Source organism: Akkermansia sp. N21116, assembly GCF_029854705.2.
In the GTDB taxonomy this organism is placed as follows: domain Bacteria; phylum Verrucomicrobiota; class Verrucomicrobiia; order Verrucomicrobiales; family Akkermansiaceae; genus Akkermansia.
The window spans coordinates 2516464-2532422 of sequence record NZ_CP139035.1; the positions used below are offsets into that span (position 1 = coordinate 2516464).

A 15959-nucleotide genomic window follows, 5' to 3' on the forward strand; every position below is an offset into this window, starting at 1 on the left:
CCCCATGGTTATCATTGATCGATTCCGCAAAGCCATCAAGCGTTCCTTTGTTCTTAAATTGAACATGGGCATCATGGGAATTATCCTGGTGTGCTTCGTGGCCATTGCGGTCATCCTTGGCAAGCAATCCGCTTCTCAAATGGAAAAAACCCAGATGGAGCATGGAATTCTGGCCGTTAACCGCGCTGCCAGCAAAATCGACATGCTGATGGTCCATACGGAGAATATCGCCAAAATCAACGCAGCCTACATTGAAGCCGTCAAAGATCCCGAACTTCGTTACAAACTTGTCCAGCGTATCGTCTTCCGGGGAATTACACCCTTCATCAAATCCGATCCATGCATCACGGGTGCCGGCGCGGCCCTCAACCCCAATTTCGAGGAAGGCAGCAAGCTTCCCTGCTACAACTTCTTTTACAACTCTATCACGGACAAGCACGAATCCACGAAGGAAATTCCTCAGGATGTTTATACTCATTCCCGTTGGTTTATCAAAGCGGAAGCGCCCGACGCCAAGCCATTCTGGATCCGTCCCGAATCCTTCCCGGAAACCAGTGCCAAAAAAAGCACGATCCTATACGTCGTTCCCATGTACGAACGGGAGAACAAGACTTTTATCGGCTGTCTTTTCATTGAGCTCACTCTCAGGGAAATCGAGAAAGCCCTGGACAATATTCACATGGACGGGACCGGATTCTGCTTTATTTGCGACCGGGATGGAAACTACATCATGCACCCTTCCCGCAATGTCGAACAAAATGGCAACATCGCCCAGCATTTCGGATTCTCCATCAATGAGACCGAGAAAAAGGAGATGATCCAGAACATTCGGGACGGCAACGAATGTGCCTTTCACCTGCCCATCTCATCTGTTTACAAACACGGAGAATTCATCTTCATCACTCCCTGCGAAAATGGTTGGTCGATGGGATTCGCCGTCTCAGGAGACATGATCTGGAACAAAACGAAACAGCTCATCCTGCTGGTGGGCCTCTTCAGCCTGATTACCGGCACGACGGTTTGCCTTCTCGTGTATTTTTTTACCAAAAAATATAGCAAGTCCCTCATTGCCCTCAGCAAGGCCGTCAAAGATATCGGAGAAGGCAAATTCACCGTCCCCATCCCCAAATACAAGGACAAGGATGAAATCGGACTCCTGACGCGGACATTCTCGAACATGCAGATGGAACTCCTCTCCTATCTGCACGAACAGGAACTCAATATCATTGCCAAACAGGATTACCAGACCGATCTTTCCGTCGCCAAGAAAATCCAAATGAGCATCCTGCCCAAGCTCACGCACGAATTCACTCGTGATCACAATTTTCGCATCGGAGCCACCCTCATGACAGCCAAAGGTGTCGGAGGAGATCTTTACGATTTCTTCATGGCGGACAAAAACCATCTCGTCCTGATCATCGGGGATGTCTGCGGCAAGGGGATCCCCGCCGCTTTGTTCATGGCAGTCACCCAAACTCTCCAGCGCGGCATAGCCGTTCCCACAAAACGCGTCGATAAAATTGTGACGGAACTCAATACGATTCTCTACAATAACAACGACGCCAATATGTTCGTCACCTACTTCTGCGCTATCATGGACATCAGGACTGGCCGCATAAGCTACTGCAACGCCGGACATAACCCCCCCTTCATCCGCAAGGAATCGGGAGATCTCATCGAACTGTCCGTCAGAAACGGACTTCCCATCGCCATCTTCCCGCAAACCTATACCTACTCGGAAACAGTCCTGAATCCGGGAGACACACTCATCCTCTACACCGACGGCGTCACCGAAGCTTTCAATCCAGACCAGGAACTCTTTGGAGAAATCCGCCTCAAACAAGCCATCGCTTGCGCCATGAGCTCGGAACCAAGTTTCATCATCGACACCATCATTCGGCATATGAACCAGTTCGTCCGTGATTATGAACAATCAGACGATATCACAATTCTGGCCGTCACCAGAACCCAGGAACCATAAGCCTGAAAGTTCTAACGGCAGAGTTGTCTAAAAATTGCCGAAATACCTTGCATTTACAACGATCTTAAATTAAAAAACAGACAATGCAGGTTCAATCCGTTCATCAATTTAAAACCGGGTTCTCCAATGGGACCCAAGGGCTTTTTGATGCCATGGATTCCGCGGAAAAAGCATGTCAACAACACGGTGCCGATCTCAGATCGACTAACATAGTCAGACTCTGCATCGAAGAACTCGTCACCAACGCCCTCAAATACGGCTCCGACGAAAACACCCGTGTGACAGTCTCAATTACTTTGACTTTTTCCCAAGACAACATCCTGCTCATTATAGAAGACGATGCTCGACCCTTTAATCCATTGACCGAGGCTCCCAATCCCAACCTGACGGAAAAGCTGGAAGACCGGGCTATCGGAGGGATGGGTATTTACCTACTCAAAAACATGACTAAAAGCATGTCCTACCAATACAGCGAGCATAAAAACATCTTAACGATCTCCATTTAACACCCAAACACTAACAAGTACGATATGAGTCTTAACATCAGCACTCAGGAACGCAGCGTCGGACACTTTGTCATTTCCCTGTCCGGCAAACTGGATACGGAAACCTATTCCAAATTGGAAAATCTCATCAATAATCTGACAGAAGATCAAGTCAACTCCATCACCCTGAATATGGCGGATCTCACCTACATCAGCAGCATGGGGTTGCGCGTCATCATTCAAACGACAAAGATACTCAAGGAATGCCACGGGCAACTTATTATCACCAATGCCACTCCCCCTATCCAGGCTGTTCTGGAAATCGCTAAAACTCTCCCATCCCTTTCCATCTTCTCCTCCACGGCAGAAGCCGATGCTTATCTGGCCAATATCCAGAAAAACACGATCAAATAATATTCCGTCCACTTCTTCCCCCCGAGAAAACGGACAAACAATTTTGTGAGATCTGCAATGCTGTCGGGTTTTCCGTCAGCATTGTTTTTTATTTAGAGAGAAAGGATATAGAGATCATTCCCCGTCAAGGCAGCAAGGTACCAGGACGGCATCCCGCATCCCGTGGATTTTCTTTTTATCCTCCGGGGCAATCGTTGCCAACGCACCGCCCAAAACGACTTCTCCCGAAATACTACGATAGTAGTAGGGACACAGGCGGACACGCCCTTTCATCGTCCATAAAGCCCCCGTCTCTCTATCGTAGCAGGGGTGTTCCACTACTTTGCCGGAATGAAACTCCTGCATGATCCAGGGAGAAGAGCCGAACTGGGACAATGCCTCATCCAAGGCTTCCGACCATTCGCCAGAAGGCATATCGTGTCCTATAAACACCCCGCGAGCGCCCCAGGCAAGTTCATTGAACCCGGATATTTTAAGGACGAGGCGCCGTTCTTTCTGACTCATGGACGCTACCTCCCTCCAGTCATGTACATGAAGCCACGGTAGACAGGCCTGGGGCGGCAGGGGGGAAGGATCCACCACCCAGCCATGGGGTACCAGTTCGTTCATGCGTTCCAGATAAGCGCCACGCATACGGTTTTTCCATTCCTGCCGCAAACCAGGAGTATGGAAGAGAGCCAGCCACAACTTCTCCTCCAGATGCGGCACGGGAGGAGGAGATAAACGGATATGCCCGCCGGACGCCGCCTCCAGCAACTCACGACTGCCGGGAATAGCATCCGTATCGAACAATTCAAAAAAGCGGTACACGCATCGGCCTTCCCGCATTGCGTAAGACTCCGCAGGGGAACAAGAAAAGCCTTCCCCGAGAACTGAAGCGAAATATTGCATCTCAGCCATGTAATCGCCGGATTCCCTGGAAACGACAATATCAGCTCCCTCGGGATGCGCCAACCTGAAACCATCAATCATTCCGTCGCTTCCCCCCAGGATATTCCAGCCGGCAGCACCGTACAACCGGCTCAAAAACGTTGTTACACCCTGCCCACCCGGCACGGAATCCAGCTCAGTCACGGCCCATCCTTTTTCCGTCAGAATCAGGTCCGGCCTCATGACGGACGGAACCGCCTGGATCATCGTCCGCGACCGCTGGATATCCACCAGCCAAGACGGTTTCCCCTGATCCAGCAACGGAGCCAGCCATTCGTGTCTCCTGCCCTGTGCCGAGGCATGATACAAGGCATTGCAGGCATCGTAGAACCGGGCCAGGATAACGCCCAGACCTTTCAGGAACTTCACCTGTTTCTTGTCCAGCCGAAAAGGCTCCGGAGAAAGCATCCAGGTCACATCTCCGCGGAAAAGCCCTCCATTTGGGAAAGCTTCCTTCAGGCTCTTGAAAGACAAACGTTCCGGAGTTCTCATATCCGTTCCTTGATCAAACATCAATTCAAAGAGCGCAGGGCGGCACGAATCAATTCATCCGTAGGCGAATCGGGACTCGTTTTGAGTTGGGCAGCTATAGCCTTGCGGGCTTCCACCTGCTTGAACCCGAGAGCCACCAAAGCCAGTTCCGCATCACTGGCTGCCAGGCTCGTCTCTCCCTGCGCTTGAGCTTCCCATGTCGCAGCAAGCCCGATTTTGTCTTTAAGTTCCAGGACAATGCGTTCCGCCGTCTTTTTCCCGACCCCCTTGGCTCGGGCAATTCCGGAGATATCGCCTTGGACGACGGCAGACTTGAACTGTTCCACATTCATCGATCCCAGAATGGCAATAGCCGTTGCCGGACCAATGCCTGATACGCGATCGATCAACAACATGAAAATATCCTTCTCCGCCTCGGTCGCAAACCCATATAATGTCTGGGCATTCTCTCGAATATGTAAAAATGTCTTCAACAGCAATTCCCGGCCCGGCAGGGGATTCAACGAATCAAAAGTGGACAGGGGGACCGTCACCTCATATCCGACCCCATGGACATCCAACAGAATCCTCTGAGGCATTGCCTCCGCTACAATCCCGCGCAAGAAAGCTATCATACCCGGCAGACTGCCACCAACAATCCGCCTCAAACAAACAAAAAACGCGACAGTTTGCAACCGCTGTCCCGATTCCCACCATAGATGCCGGGAAAATGAGGCGGCACAGTAAAAGTCCATTGAAAGCCGCCGCGACTTCTTCTATACTGCCCGGGCTATGCCGAAACCCGCACTTGGTAAAGGACTGGGCGCTCTCATTACAAAGCAGAGCTCGAAGGAATCTGTTGACAGTTTATCTGTTAAACAACCGGGGGATATTGTACACCATTTGCCTCTCGACAGCATCCATCCCAGTTCACTCCAGCCACGTTCCGTCTTTACCGAAGCCCAGTTGGAAGAACTCCGAGAATCCATCCGCGAACACGGTATCATCCAACCCCTGATCGTGCGGCGCAAGGATTCCGGCTACGAACTCATTGCCGGAGAACGCCGCTGGCGTGCTTCTGCTTCCCTCGGACTTGAATCCGTCCCGGCCATCATCCGCGAAGCCTCCGACCGCGACGTTCTCGAAATGGCGTTGATTGAGAACCTGCAGCGAGAAAACCTCAGCCCTCTTGAAGAAGCATCCGGCTACCTCCGGCTCAAAAACGAATTCAAACTCAAGCAGGGAGACATCGCCCAGCGGGTCGGAAAATCCCGCGCCTCCGTCGCCAACAGCATCCGCTTGCTCGATCTCTACGAAGACGCTCGGAAATTGCTCGCCGACGGTTCACTCAGCGTCGGCCATGCCAAGGCCCTCCTCGGTGTCAAAAACGAAGCTGACCAGAGTAAACTAGCCCAGGAGTCAGTCATGAAATCCTGGACCGTGCGCCAAATCGAGAAAGCCGTCCAAACGTATCTCAACCCTCCAGACCCTATTCCTCCCTCCCGTAAACCGGCCAGCCCGGGCTACCGCAAGATTTGCTCGTACCTCTCCCGCCAGATTTCGGCACCAGTCAACATTTCGTCTCACGGAGCCAAGGGAACCATCGAAATTTCCTATGCCGACCGCAGTGACTTCATGCGCATTCTGGAACTTTTAGGCATTGAAATGGATCCGGACGTATTCCCCTCATCCCGGTAATACAACGGAGGAAAAAAGGCCTCGCCATGACGAACCGCATCCTTACCTGCATCCTCTTCCTCCTTCTGTTTGCCTGTGAACAGAAAGAACGACTCGTCACGGCTACTGCTGCACCGAATGCCGGCAACGCCCCGGAAAAACTTGTCGATTCCCCCGAATTTTCCGGTGATAACGCCCTCTTCCACTCTCTGAAGATCGTTTCCTTCGGAGAACGCCATCCGGGTTCTCCGGGAGCAGCCCGGCAACTCGCCTATCTCAAGGACGAACTTGCCCGGCACGGTTGGAGCGTTCAGGAACAACGCTTCACATCCCCCACCCCGTCCGGAGAAAAAAACTTCGTCAACCTTCGGGCCAGATTCGGCAACAAGGCGGACTTCTCCAGGCCCGCTGACGGCATCGTCTCCTGCCACATCGATACCAAAACGGAAATCCCCGGTTTCGTGGGAGCCAACGATGGTGCTTCCGGAGCCGGAGCCCTGCTTGAACTCTCCCGAATCCTTGCCGGAACACCTGGACATGCCTCCCGCATAGAACTTGTTTTCTTCGACGGAGAGGAAAGTTTCGGCCGCCACATCACGCCGGAAGACGGTTTGTACGGATCACGCTACTATGCCGGCACCCTGCGGGATTCCCTTCCGGTCTGGATGATCAATCTGGACATGGTCGGACGCCAGGGTATGAGAATCCGCATCCCTTCCGATACCCCCCTGCCTTTCTACCAGCTCTACTCCCGCGCCATCGACGACCTGAAACTGCCGTCTCGTTCCTGGGGAGTCGCCAGTACAACCATTATAGACGACCACGCTCCCTTTCAGGAACACGGCGTAGCCACCATCAATATCATCGATGATTTCAGCGAAGGCAACTGGTGGCACACTGCGCACGACAGTCCGGATATCCTTTCGGCGGATTCCCTTCACCAAACAGGACGCATGACGCTTTACCTGTGCGACAAGCTTCTGTCCCCCGGCTCCCCGTACCCTCGTTGAGAACCAGTCCCCGCTGCCGTTTATGTCATTCACGGATCCATGGTTGTTCTGGGCTCTTCCGGCAGTAGCCATCCCGGTTTTGATCCACCTGATCAACCTGTGGAGACACCGTTCACGGCCATGGGCAGCCATGGAGTTTCTCCTGAAAGCGACCCGTGAAACGCATGGAGGCAGGAAAATCCGGCATTACATCATCCTGTGCCTCCGCATGCTGGCTCTTCTCCTGCTGATTGCCGCCATGGCGCAGCCTCTCCTCAGCCCCTTCCTGGGTTTCAAATCGTCCGGTGTCCAGCGAGTCCTGTTAATTTTGGACCGTTCCGCCTCGATGGGAACACGAAGCGATGGAACAACAAGCCTCCAGCAGGCCATCCCGCCCGTCATTGCGGAAACCATGGAAACCCTCAAAGGAGCACGCCTCATCATGCTGGATTCCGTCTCGTGGAAATTGCAGGAAATCCCAACCCCCGAAGCCCTTGCAGGCAGTTCGTCCACATCCACGACGGATACTGCATCGGACATCCCCGGTCTTTTCATGAAGGCGGCTGATTTTCTTAAGGACACCCCTGGCGGCAAAACGGAAATATGGGTAGCGTCCGACATGCAGATTTCCGACTGGATGCCTACGTCGCACCGCTGGGAATATGTCCGTTCATCGCTAGCCGCTCTTCCCAACCCGCCCAGTATCCGCATCCTCGCCCTCAGAGACAGGCCGGCGTCCAATCGCGGCATCCGCATCCATGACGCCGTCCGGGAAGACAATGCCCTCATTCTCGACTTTACGGTCACCCGGTACGATTCGGGAGACAAGGACCGGGAACAGATTCCCCTCGTCCTCTCCCTCAACAATATCAGAACCGAATTGAACATCTCCGTCTCCGGCACCTCCACGCGACTTACCCGCAAAATCCCCCTGCCGCCCGGCATGGAATCCGGTTTCGGATACTTGAGTTTACCGGATGACAGCCAGCCCAGGGACAATACAGCCTATTTCGTCTTCTCGCCTCCCCCCGAAATCCGGGTGGAAATCATGGCGCAGACCCCGGACATTGCCGGAATCCTCACTAACATGGCAGCTCCACCCGGTATCGAAGGCATGAAAGCTTCCTCCACGTTACTGCCAGTCAGACTCCCGCTTCTTCTGGATAAAACGCCTCTCGTCATCTGGCAGGGACCGTTCCCCAAAGACAACAAAACGGCCAACCTTGATGCCTACACCAGAAACGGCGGCACCATACTTTTCCTTCCTCCCGTGTATGATCCCAAGAATGCGGAAGAAAGGAAATTCCTCGAAGTTACCTGGTTGCCCCGGGAACAGGCGCCGGAAGACACCTATTTTCGCATCACCGCCTGGGATCGCGAATCGGGCATCCTCCGCAACGGCAGGGACAAAAATCCTCTTCCGGTATCCGGAGTCAGGGCCATTGTCCGCGCGCCCATCCACGGTACGGGTGAGACCATCGCCACTTGGGACGACGGCAGCGTCGCCCTGCTGCACATCCCCAATGGAGAAGGAGATGCCTACTTCCTCGCAACAGCACCCGATTATACCTGGTCCAATCTGGCTGACGGTCATCTCCTCCTTCCCGTCATCCAGCGCCTCGCCAGGCAGGGAGCAGACCGTTTCCTGCCCCAGCTCTCACTTCACGTTGCCGATGACAGACTCCAGCCCTCACCGGACGAAAGCAATCCTCAAAGGCTGGATGACAAAGCTCCCCCGGAAGGCCGCATCTCTCCCTGGATCATGGCAGGAATATACCGCATGGGAGAAAGAAATTTCAGCACCAACATCCCACCGGGAGAATTGACGAAGGAGCAATTGCAAAACGACGCTCTTTCATCCATCTTCCAAGGGCTTCATACCAGCCTCCTGGGTATCCACGGCAGCGAACCTCCCCTTGCTGTCGAGATCTGGAAGCCTTGCCTTCTGTTGGCCCTCTTCTGTCTGCTCGCCGAAGCCATTCTCCAGCTTCCCGTATCTACCAAATCCGGAAGACACCGTTCCCGGCACCCATGAACATTTTTTCCATGCACCTCGTCTTCCATCCCACATGGTTCTCATCTCTGACCGTCCCGGTCATCGTGGGTACGGCGGCCATGCTATGCCTTCTGGCTTGGAAACGCAGGCGCGGTACGGGTATCGCCCTACTGGAAGCATTACGATTCTTCATCATCACATCTATGGCCATCCTGCTGTTCCAACCGGAATTGGTAGAAGAGACGCCTCCTTCCCCTCACCCCGTCATTCCCGTCCTGCGGGATGCCTCTGCCTCCATGCAGACCAGAGACGTTTCCCAAGGACGAGGAAAAGTCATTTCCCGGCAGGAACGGGCACAACATATCATCGCCGGCAGACTCCAGGGACAATTGCCGGATGGAACACAGCTTCTCCCCATCGAATTCTCCGGTCAGTCCGATGCCGTGGATCACCTTCCGGACGGAACGGATCTTTCCCGACCACTGGAGGACATCCTTCAATCCGCCGATAATGTACGGGCTGTCGTCCTTGTTACGGATGGTTCCCATAATGCGGACTCCCTGCCTCTCGTCGCAGCCCAGAAGATGCGTCAGAAGGGAATCCCGCTCATTGCAGTACCAGTCGGTTCCGAGAGGGCTTTGCCCGATATTGCCCTGGCGGAACCCCGCATCCCAGGTTATGGAATTGTGGGAGAACATGTCCAAATACCCTTCACTGTACGCAGTTCCATGCCAAATGACGCCGACTTGAGTATTACGTTGGAATCCCTTGACACAGGAATCAAAAAGACGCAATCCCTTCACCTCGAATCGGGACATGAACAAGCTGCTTCAGCCCTCTGGAAAATTACAAAAACAGGCCCGGAACGCCTTCGCCTGGCAGTCTCTCCCATCCCCGGTGAATCGGATCGTGAAAACAATTCCTTCGATTTCACCATCAACGGGCGCCAGGAAACGATCAAGGCACTCGTTATCGACACTCTCCCGCGCTGGGAATACCGCTTTATCCGCAACGCCCTGTCGCGAGATCCTTCCGTCGAAGTGCATACTCTCCTTTTTCTCCCCGGCCTGCTCCATCCGGGCAAAGGAGAAAACTATCTGGAGCGTTTCCCGGAAAGCCTGAACGAACTCGCCTCCTACGATGTCATCTTCCTCGGAGACGTCGGCATCGGAGACAAGGGGCTCACCGTCAAACAGGCGGAACTCCTCAAAGGACTTGTGGAAAACAGGGCCTCCGGACTTATCTTCATCCCAGGCCCTCAGGGCAGGCAGATGCAACTCCTCGAATCTCCACTGGGAGAACTCATGCCCGTCATCCTTGATACCTCGCATCCCAAGGGAACACGCATGTACGAGCCATCCCCCCTCGTTCTGACCCCCGAAGGCAAGGAATCCCTCCTGACTCTCCTCTCGGACAACAAAAATGACAATGAAGATATCTGGCGCAGCCTCCCCGGTTTCTACTGGTACGCTCCGGTAGAAAGAGCCAAGGCCGGGGTCCAGGTTCTGGCCGTCCATTCCTCCGCCAACAATGCGTATGGCCGCCTGCCTCTACTCGTTACCCAGCCAGCCGGAACCGGGAAAGTCCTGTTCATGGGAACGGATTCCGCCTGGCGCTGGCGCCGCGGGGTCGAGGACAAATACCACTACCGATTCTGGAGCCAGGTGGCGCGATGGATGAGCTACCGCCGCAATATCTCTGCAGGTTCACGTCTTCGTCTTTTTGCCGTTCCGGAAATACCGGAACCGGGTGACACCGTCAGCCTCACGGCTATGGCCTCGGACACCTACGGTTCCCCGATGAGCAATGGTGAAATCCTGGCCGATATTACCGGACCAAACGGCAACACCAGCCGCATCCAGCTCCGTCCCTTGGAAAACACCTGGGGTTCCTATGGCGGAAGCTTTAAAATCGACGAGCCAGGCCAATGGACCGTCCGTTGCTTCTGTGCGGATGCCCCCGATCACTCCCAAAGCCTCACCTTCCCCACATCCCGGGTAATCCGGGAAAAAACCGGGCTGCCCGCCAACTTGTCCCTACTCAAAGAAATGGCCTCCGTCACCGGAGGAGTATTCGTAGATTCCGACGACCAGCTCCGCAACCTCCCGGAGCTCCTTCGCCGCCTGCCTCCGCTGACCGCGCAGCTCCGCGTCATCCCCCTCTGGAACAATCCCTGGGTTCTCGGAACGTTCATTGCCCTGCTCACAATCTTCTGGATTGCCAGAAAACGGGCCGGAATGATCTGATCCTCCCTTCTCCGCCCACCCAACAGTGGGAGGATTATCGATTAACGGATCTTCTCATAAGTCTGTCGGTCAAGTTCATTGCTATTCGTAAAAACAAACAACTTACCGTCCAGAATGCAAAAATAACGCACCTTGCCATCAGAGGATTTGAACGTATGGCAAAAACCATGGGGAGACGATGTAACGTAGGAATAGCTTATGTTCGCGCTCTTTCCCGGCGAAGAGCAAACGACCTTGCCATCAGGAGATATCGTGAAAATTTCCTTCTTCCCGGTTCCCTGCCAGGTTCCCACGAATTGATTGGCGGGCCATTTACCCGTGACCGGCGCCATTGAAGAAAATTGAGTTTTTTCCTTATTAATCATCTCATGTAGGGTAAATACGTCATCCATCCGTCCTTCATTCACCAGCTTGATGCGGATTTTCTCCAGTTCATTGATGTACTTGGCGGACAATGGTCTGCAATACTTTTTGCAATTCGCCTTGTATTCATTTTCCAACCTTGCCAGGATATCCTGTTTTCCCGTTTCCTTGTCCGCCTGCAGGTTGAGAATCGTTACACCCCAGCGGGAAAACACACCCAAGGTTTTTTCATCAATCCGTATCCACGCGCGCTTAGCATCGGAGTTTTGAAAGACAATATAATCGGCCGATGATTTCGCAGGATCCATCACTTCAGGCGTTTTGTTCACCTGTTTACCGGGCAAATGCTCGACAAGAGTATTGTCGTTGTCCAGCCAATACAGATTGTTTTTATAATCTCCCCATACTCCAGGAATTGCCACTCGAGACTCTTTTTCCTCCTGAACATCAATATTTCCCGGCTGATCCAACTGATTGATCTTCTTCTTGATCTGGATCATAGTATCCCAGTCGTCCGTTTTCATTTTTGCCTTGAGAAACTGGTTCAACCTCGTCTTGTATTCTTCCCGGGCACGGTTAATCATCGCATTGCTGGCCTTGGTATAGGCTTCGTACACGCCGAGAGCTTCCTGGGGGACATTGTCTACACTATCGCCGCCTGACGCCCAGACAAATCCGCCGAACATGGAGAGGACGGCAACCGGATATTTCATCATATTCATCGTATTTTTCTATACTGCACATCTCCTGATTTTCCTGTCAAGGAGATTCATTCCGCACAATATTCCACGTTCATTCCTTGTCGACATGAGGAAAATATCCTATAAGTCCCTTTGGGATCTCCATCAAGAGTTTCCCGGGAACAACCACCCATTTTGTTATGAATGATGAAAGTATGGAATTTTTGACGGAATTGCTGGAAACGCCGAGCCCTACCGGGCTTGAATTCGAAGCACAAAAAGTATGGGCGCAGGAATTGGAACAGTACGCGGATGAAGTCGAATGCGATGCCTACGGCAGCACCTGGGCCAAATTCTTCGCGAAAGACGCCAAGGCTCCTACCCTCATGATTGAAGCACATGCCGACGAAATCGGCTTCATGATCCGCTACGTTACACCGGAAGGCTTCCTCCGAGTCGAACGCGTGGGTGGCTCCGACATCGCCATCGCCCGCGGACGGCGCATCCGTTTCATGGGGACTCAAGGAGAAGTCGTCGGGATTACAGGCAACACGGCTATCCACCTGCGTGGCGGCGAGGATACCGTCCCGAAAACATGGGATATCTTTGTCGATGTCGGAGCATCGTCTGCCAAGGAAGTGGAAGAAATGGGCCTGCGGGTCGGCCACATCGGCGTCTATTGCGATGGTCCCATGTTGATGAACGGCAAGAAACTCGTCTGCCGAGCCTTGGACAACCGCATCAGCGGGTTCATCCTCTCCGAACTGGCCAGAAAATTGAAAAAGTCCAAAAAGGAACTTGCTTGGAACCTCGTACTTCTCAATGCCGTCCAGGAAGAAGTGGGTGGTCATGGAGCTACTATGGCCACGTTCAGAATCCGGCCGGATGCAGCTATCTGCCTGGATGTCACTCATGCTACCGATTCCCCCGACCTGAGCAAGGACAGGTACGGCGATATCAAACTTGGTAAAGGTCCCGCCCTCACCTTCGGTACAGCCAACCATCCCAACGTCACGGCACGGCTGGAACTGGCCGCTGACAAATCCGGCATACCCGTCCAGTTTGAAGCATCAAGCCGTTGCACGGGGACGGATACGGATTCCATCTTCATCTCCAGGGAAGGGGTTCCATCCGCCCTCGTTTCGATTCCCCTGCGCTACATGCATTCTCCGGTAGAAACGGCCGACCTTGATGATGTGGACGCCACGGTAGAGTTACTCCACGGCTTCATCAAGTCATTGAAAAAGAGCGACGACTTCCGTTATTCCCTCGGCAAGTAAAAGCCCGGTTTTATTCACCGGCCTTTCCTGGCTCAATAATCAATCATGAATTCAAAAGGGTCATCGGCGAACAACCGATGACCCTTGCATTTATTGAGTCTAGACCGGAATCTTCCGGGCACGAAACTGCTTTTATTTAGTGGTTTCGAAATAGAAACGTTCGACAATCTTGCCGTCTTCCTGGGAAACAGAATAGCGGATACCTTTGACATCCTTGCTGATGGCATTAAGCACATCGGCGACAGTACGCAAGTTACGGGCAATATCACTATCCGGAGCTGTCGTTTCCATCGTCTGAGCCCAAGTGCCGGCAAACTTCGCCCACGGATCCGAATCCATGCGGATACACGCACCCAAGGGACCGTATACAGTCGGCACGATGGCACTTGCATCGGGATGAAGGGAAGCCTGAACGACGGGAGCAATGAAGTTGCGGGAGGTACTAGCGGCAACCAGGGAGTCACTCACGGCAAGAACCGGCATCCAGTCATTGCCCGTATTCGGGATCGGATAGGAGTAGAAGGTCTGACCATCCGGGCCTTTTTCTTCGGTCGGCTTGGCGAGATCCACCTTGCCGGTCAGAGGCTGGAGGATAGCCTTGTTGGCTTCCAAAGCCTTGCTGACGTCAGCCCATGCGGAGGAGAGTTTGGACATATCCGCCACACGAGCGATTGAAGTGATGCGGGGAATACGGGCATTCTTGGCGAAGCTTTCGGGAATCTCTTTGTTACTCGGAAGCATGCCCTTGAAGTCCATGACTATTCCCTGGGCAGGCTCATACCCGGCATCGGCCTTGCGAGAAGCATTCCAAATCGAAGAGATCAAAGGCACGAACGGTTTGACTGCATTGCAGCATTCATTGACCTCTTTGCCCTTGTTCGTTTTGACCGTTGCCAGTAGCTCCAATGAATTCCAGGCAAATTCGCCAGCCTGACCGCAAAGGTTCATGAACACATTCTGGTAATCGGGAGCCAGGGAAATAACCATGGATAAGGCATTGTCCGGCACGTTCAGCAGGCCGCTCATGGAAGCAGCGGAATGTTTCCAATCGTAAATATTGTTGGTTCCGGTCTTGATTTCACCCATCAATCCTTTGTTCCACCAGGAGTAGAAAGATACGGGCTGTGTCACATCGCAGAAGTCATACATTGCCTGTTCACTGGCATTCAATGCCTTAATATCACTGCAAATCTGATCGATTTTCGCTTTATCAAGACCATGCTTTTGCTGGGCCGTAACCAATGCATTGACAACTCCATTCGTCTGCCCTTGGGAATAGGCTTTGGAAATATCCATCAGAGATTTCAAGAGGGGGGACGTTGCAAATGAAACGCAAAATGCCCGGGAATCCAAATGTCCGTCTACGAAAGCAAATTCCTGTTTACCGAGGATGGATTCGGCGGGAGATGCAGGAAGTGTCAGTTGCTTGGGATTGGAGCAGAACACTGCCATACCGACATTACCCTTGAAACCGACAAGCAGATGCAGCTTGGCCGTTGAAATCTTGTTGATAATCTTGTTAACCGTAGCTGCATCCATTCCGCTACCGGCGAGGGCAGCAGCAACCATCTTGGAGGCCTTGGGGCCATCCAGCTTGACGCCGGAAAACGATACGCCGCCAGTTTCCGCAGTACTCGGCATCAATGCTCCCTGGCTCATCATACCGGCCATCATTCCCAACTGGGCAACAGATGTCTTTACTTGAGTAGCGGCTTCCTCATCCATTTCCACGGCAATGAAAACAGGAGCGGTTCCCGTTTCTGATTCCAAATCAATCTTGTCAAGCAACTCAAGTCCTGCAGAGACGAGCTGCTGAATAGAAGCAGGATCCATCTTTAGAGACTTTCCGGGAGCTGAGAACAATCCATCCGTCATCGTATTGATATTCTGGCTCTGTGTAATTTCGCTCACTTTTTGTAGCACAGGGGCCAGTTTGGTGAATAAGGCCGGCATGTCCGAACCTCCGGCAATCACTACATTCTTCACAGGAACGGAAACTTTCTGTTTGACCGTTACCGGAGCCGCAGGAGAAGCGTTGTCACCACCGGCCATCAACTTGGTCGTATCCACTTCCGTTTCTGCGGGGACAGCATTTTCTTCTTCACTCGTGTCAGGACTAGCATCCTGCTTAAGCTGGGAGGCGGAATTGATGTACTCCCCCGTATGGGATGCCATAAACGACTGCACCACGGAAGGTATATCGTACAGGGCATAAACACAGGAACTTTCCGCCGGGACTAAATCCAAAAGAGCCAGCTTGGCGGAACGTTCCGCCGGAGTAGCCGGTTTAACCTGGGGAGCCTGGGGCACGGGAGGTTCCTTCGGGCCTTCATCCTTACAGGAAGTGAGACAGCAGGCCGCCGCAAAGGGGACCGCAAGATAACGGTATGTGTGCAGTTTCATACTACACACAATATGGAGCAAGCAGGATCAAGTTGCAAACAACT

12 protein-coding genes are annotated in these 15959 nt (G+C 53.1%); 8 read left to right on the forward strand and 4 right to left on the reverse strand.

The genetic code is table 11. From position 1 onward, the window contains the following. Positions 1–4: 4 nt before the first annotated feature. From QET93_RS09575 to QET93_RS09585, 3 genes are all read left to right on the forward strand, one after another. Positions 5–1981: a SpoIIE family protein phosphatase gene (locus tag QET93_RS09575; RefSeq protein WP_280132237.1), complete on the forward strand. Its 1977-nt coding sequence runs from the start codon at positions 5–7 to the stop codon at positions 1979–1981. Between the two features lie 152 nt (positions 1982–2133). Continuing rightward, positions 2134–2487 (forward strand): ATP-binding protein, encoded by a 354-nt coding sequence (locus QET93_RS09580; protein WP_280126041.1) that lies wholly within the window; start codon positions 2134–2136, stop codon positions 2485–2487. Between the two features lie 24 nt (positions 2488–2511). Then, entirely contained in the window at positions 2512–2880 is a 369-nt protein-coding gene (locus tag QET93_RS09585) for an STAS domain-containing protein (RefSeq protein ID WP_280126040.1), read from the forward strand. A 114-nt stretch (positions 2881–2994) separates the two neighbouring features. Here QET93_RS09585 and QET93_RS09590 read toward each other — a convergent pair whose 3' ends face one another. Next, positions 2995–4302, reverse strand: coding sequence for a hypothetical protein (locus tag QET93_RS09590; protein WP_280126039.1), 1308 nt, complete (start codon positions 4300–4302; stop codon positions 2995–2997). 20 nt (positions 4303–4322) lie between these two features. Further along, positions 4323–4916 carry a Holliday junction branch migration protein RuvA gene (gene ruvA, locus QET93_RS09595; protein ID WP_280126038.1) on the reverse strand — a complete coding sequence of 198 codons (594 nt, stop codon included), beginning with the start codon at positions 4914–4916 and terminating at the stop codon, positions 4323–4325. Positions 4917–5073: 157 nt separating this feature from the next. Between ruvA and QET93_RS09600 the strand changes: the two genes are divergently transcribed. Genes QET93_RS09600 through QET93_RS09615 form a run of 4 tightly spaced genes read left to right on the forward strand, consistent with a single transcriptional unit; the run spans position 5074 to position 11189 of the window. Then, positions 5074–5979, forward strand: a complete 906-nt coding sequence (locus QET93_RS09600; RefSeq protein ID WP_280132238.1) for a ParB/RepB/Spo0J family partition protein — start codon at positions 5074–5076, stop codon at positions 5977–5979. A 26-nt stretch (positions 5980–6005) separates the two neighbouring features. Continuing rightward, entirely contained in the window at positions 6006–6968 is a 963-nt protein-coding gene (locus QET93_RS09605; RefSeq protein WP_280132239.1) for a M28 family peptidase, read from the forward strand. 22 nt (positions 6969–6990) lie between these two features. Next, positions 6991–8982, forward strand: coding sequence for a BatA domain-containing protein (locus tag QET93_RS09610; RefSeq protein WP_280132240.1), 1992 nt, complete (start codon positions 6991–6993; stop codon positions 8980–8982). Continuing rightward, the gene (locus QET93_RS09615; protein WP_280132241.1) at positions 8979–11189 is read left to right on the forward strand and encodes a hypothetical protein; all 2211 of its coding nucleotides are present in this window, start codon (positions 8979–8981) and stop codon (positions 11187–11189) included. Before QET93_RS09610 ends, QET93_RS09615 begins: the two co-directional genes overlap by 4 nt. A 41-nt stretch (positions 11190–11230) precedes the next feature. Here QET93_RS09615 and QET93_RS09620 read toward each other — a convergent pair whose 3' ends face one another. Further along, positions 11231–12268 carry a hypothetical protein gene (locus QET93_RS09620; protein ID WP_322189963.1) on the reverse strand — a complete coding sequence of 346 codons (1038 nt, stop codon included), beginning with the start codon at positions 12266–12268 and terminating at the stop codon, positions 11231–11233. A gap of 164 nt (positions 12269–12432) precedes the next feature. Between QET93_RS09620 and QET93_RS09625 the strand changes: the two genes are divergently transcribed. Continuing rightward, entirely contained in the window at positions 12433–13512 is a 1080-nt protein-coding gene (locus QET93_RS09625) for a M42 family metallopeptidase (RefSeq protein WP_280126032.1), read from the forward strand. Between the two features lie 132 nt (positions 13513–13644). Here QET93_RS09625 and QET93_RS09630 read toward each other — a convergent pair whose 3' ends face one another. After that, positions 13645–15915, reverse strand: coding sequence for a hypothetical protein (locus QET93_RS09630; protein WP_280132243.1), 2271 nt, complete (start codon positions 15913–15915; stop codon positions 13645–13647). Between the last annotated feature and the right edge of the window lie 44 nt (positions 15916–15959).

Coding starts and splice junctions, on each gene's coding strand:
- QET93_RS09575 (WP_280132237.1), top strand. CDS start 5: ATGGTTATCATTGATCGATTCCGCAAAGCCATCAAGCGTTCCTTTGTT.
- QET93_RS09590 (WP_280126039.1), bottom strand. CDS start 4,302: ATGAGAACTCCGGAACGTTTGTCTTTCAAGAGCCTGAAGGAAGCTTTC.
- QET93_RS09620 (WP_322189963.1), bottom strand. CDS start 12,268: ATGATGAAATATCCGGTTGCCGTCCTCTCCATGTTCGGCGGATTTGTC.
- QET93_RS09580 (WP_280126041.1), top strand. CDS start 2,134: ATGGATTCCGCGGAAAAAGCATGTCAACAACACGGTGCCGATCTCAGA.
- QET93_RS09630 (WP_280132243.1), bottom strand. CDS start 15,915: ATGAAACTGCACACATACCGTTATCTTGCGGTCCCCTTTGCGGCGGCC.
- ruvA (WP_280126038.1), bottom strand. CDS start 4,916: ATGATAGCTTTCTTGCGCGGGATTGTAGCGGAGGCAATGCCTCAGAGG.
- QET93_RS09610 (WP_280132240.1), top strand. CDS start 6,991: ATGTCATTCACGGATCCATGGTTGTTCTGGGCTCTTCCGGCAGTAGCC.
- QET93_RS09585 (WP_280126040.1), top strand. CDS start 2,512: ATGAGTCTTAACATCAGCACTCAGGAACGCAGCGTCGGACACTTTGTC.
- QET93_RS09600 (WP_280132238.1), top strand. CDS start 5,074: ATGCCGAAACCCGCACTTGGTAAAGGACTGGGCGCTCTCATTACAAAG.
- QET93_RS09605 (WP_280132239.1), top strand. CDS start 6,006: ATGACGAACCGCATCCTTACCTGCATCCTCTTCCTCCTTCTGTTTGCC.
- QET93_RS09615 (WP_280132241.1), top strand. CDS start 8,979: ATGAACATTTTTTCCATGCACCTCGTCTTCCATCCCACATGGTTCTCA.
- QET93_RS09625 (WP_280126032.1), top strand. CDS start 12,433: ATGAATGATGAAAGTATGGAATTTTTGACGGAATTGCTGGAAACGCCG.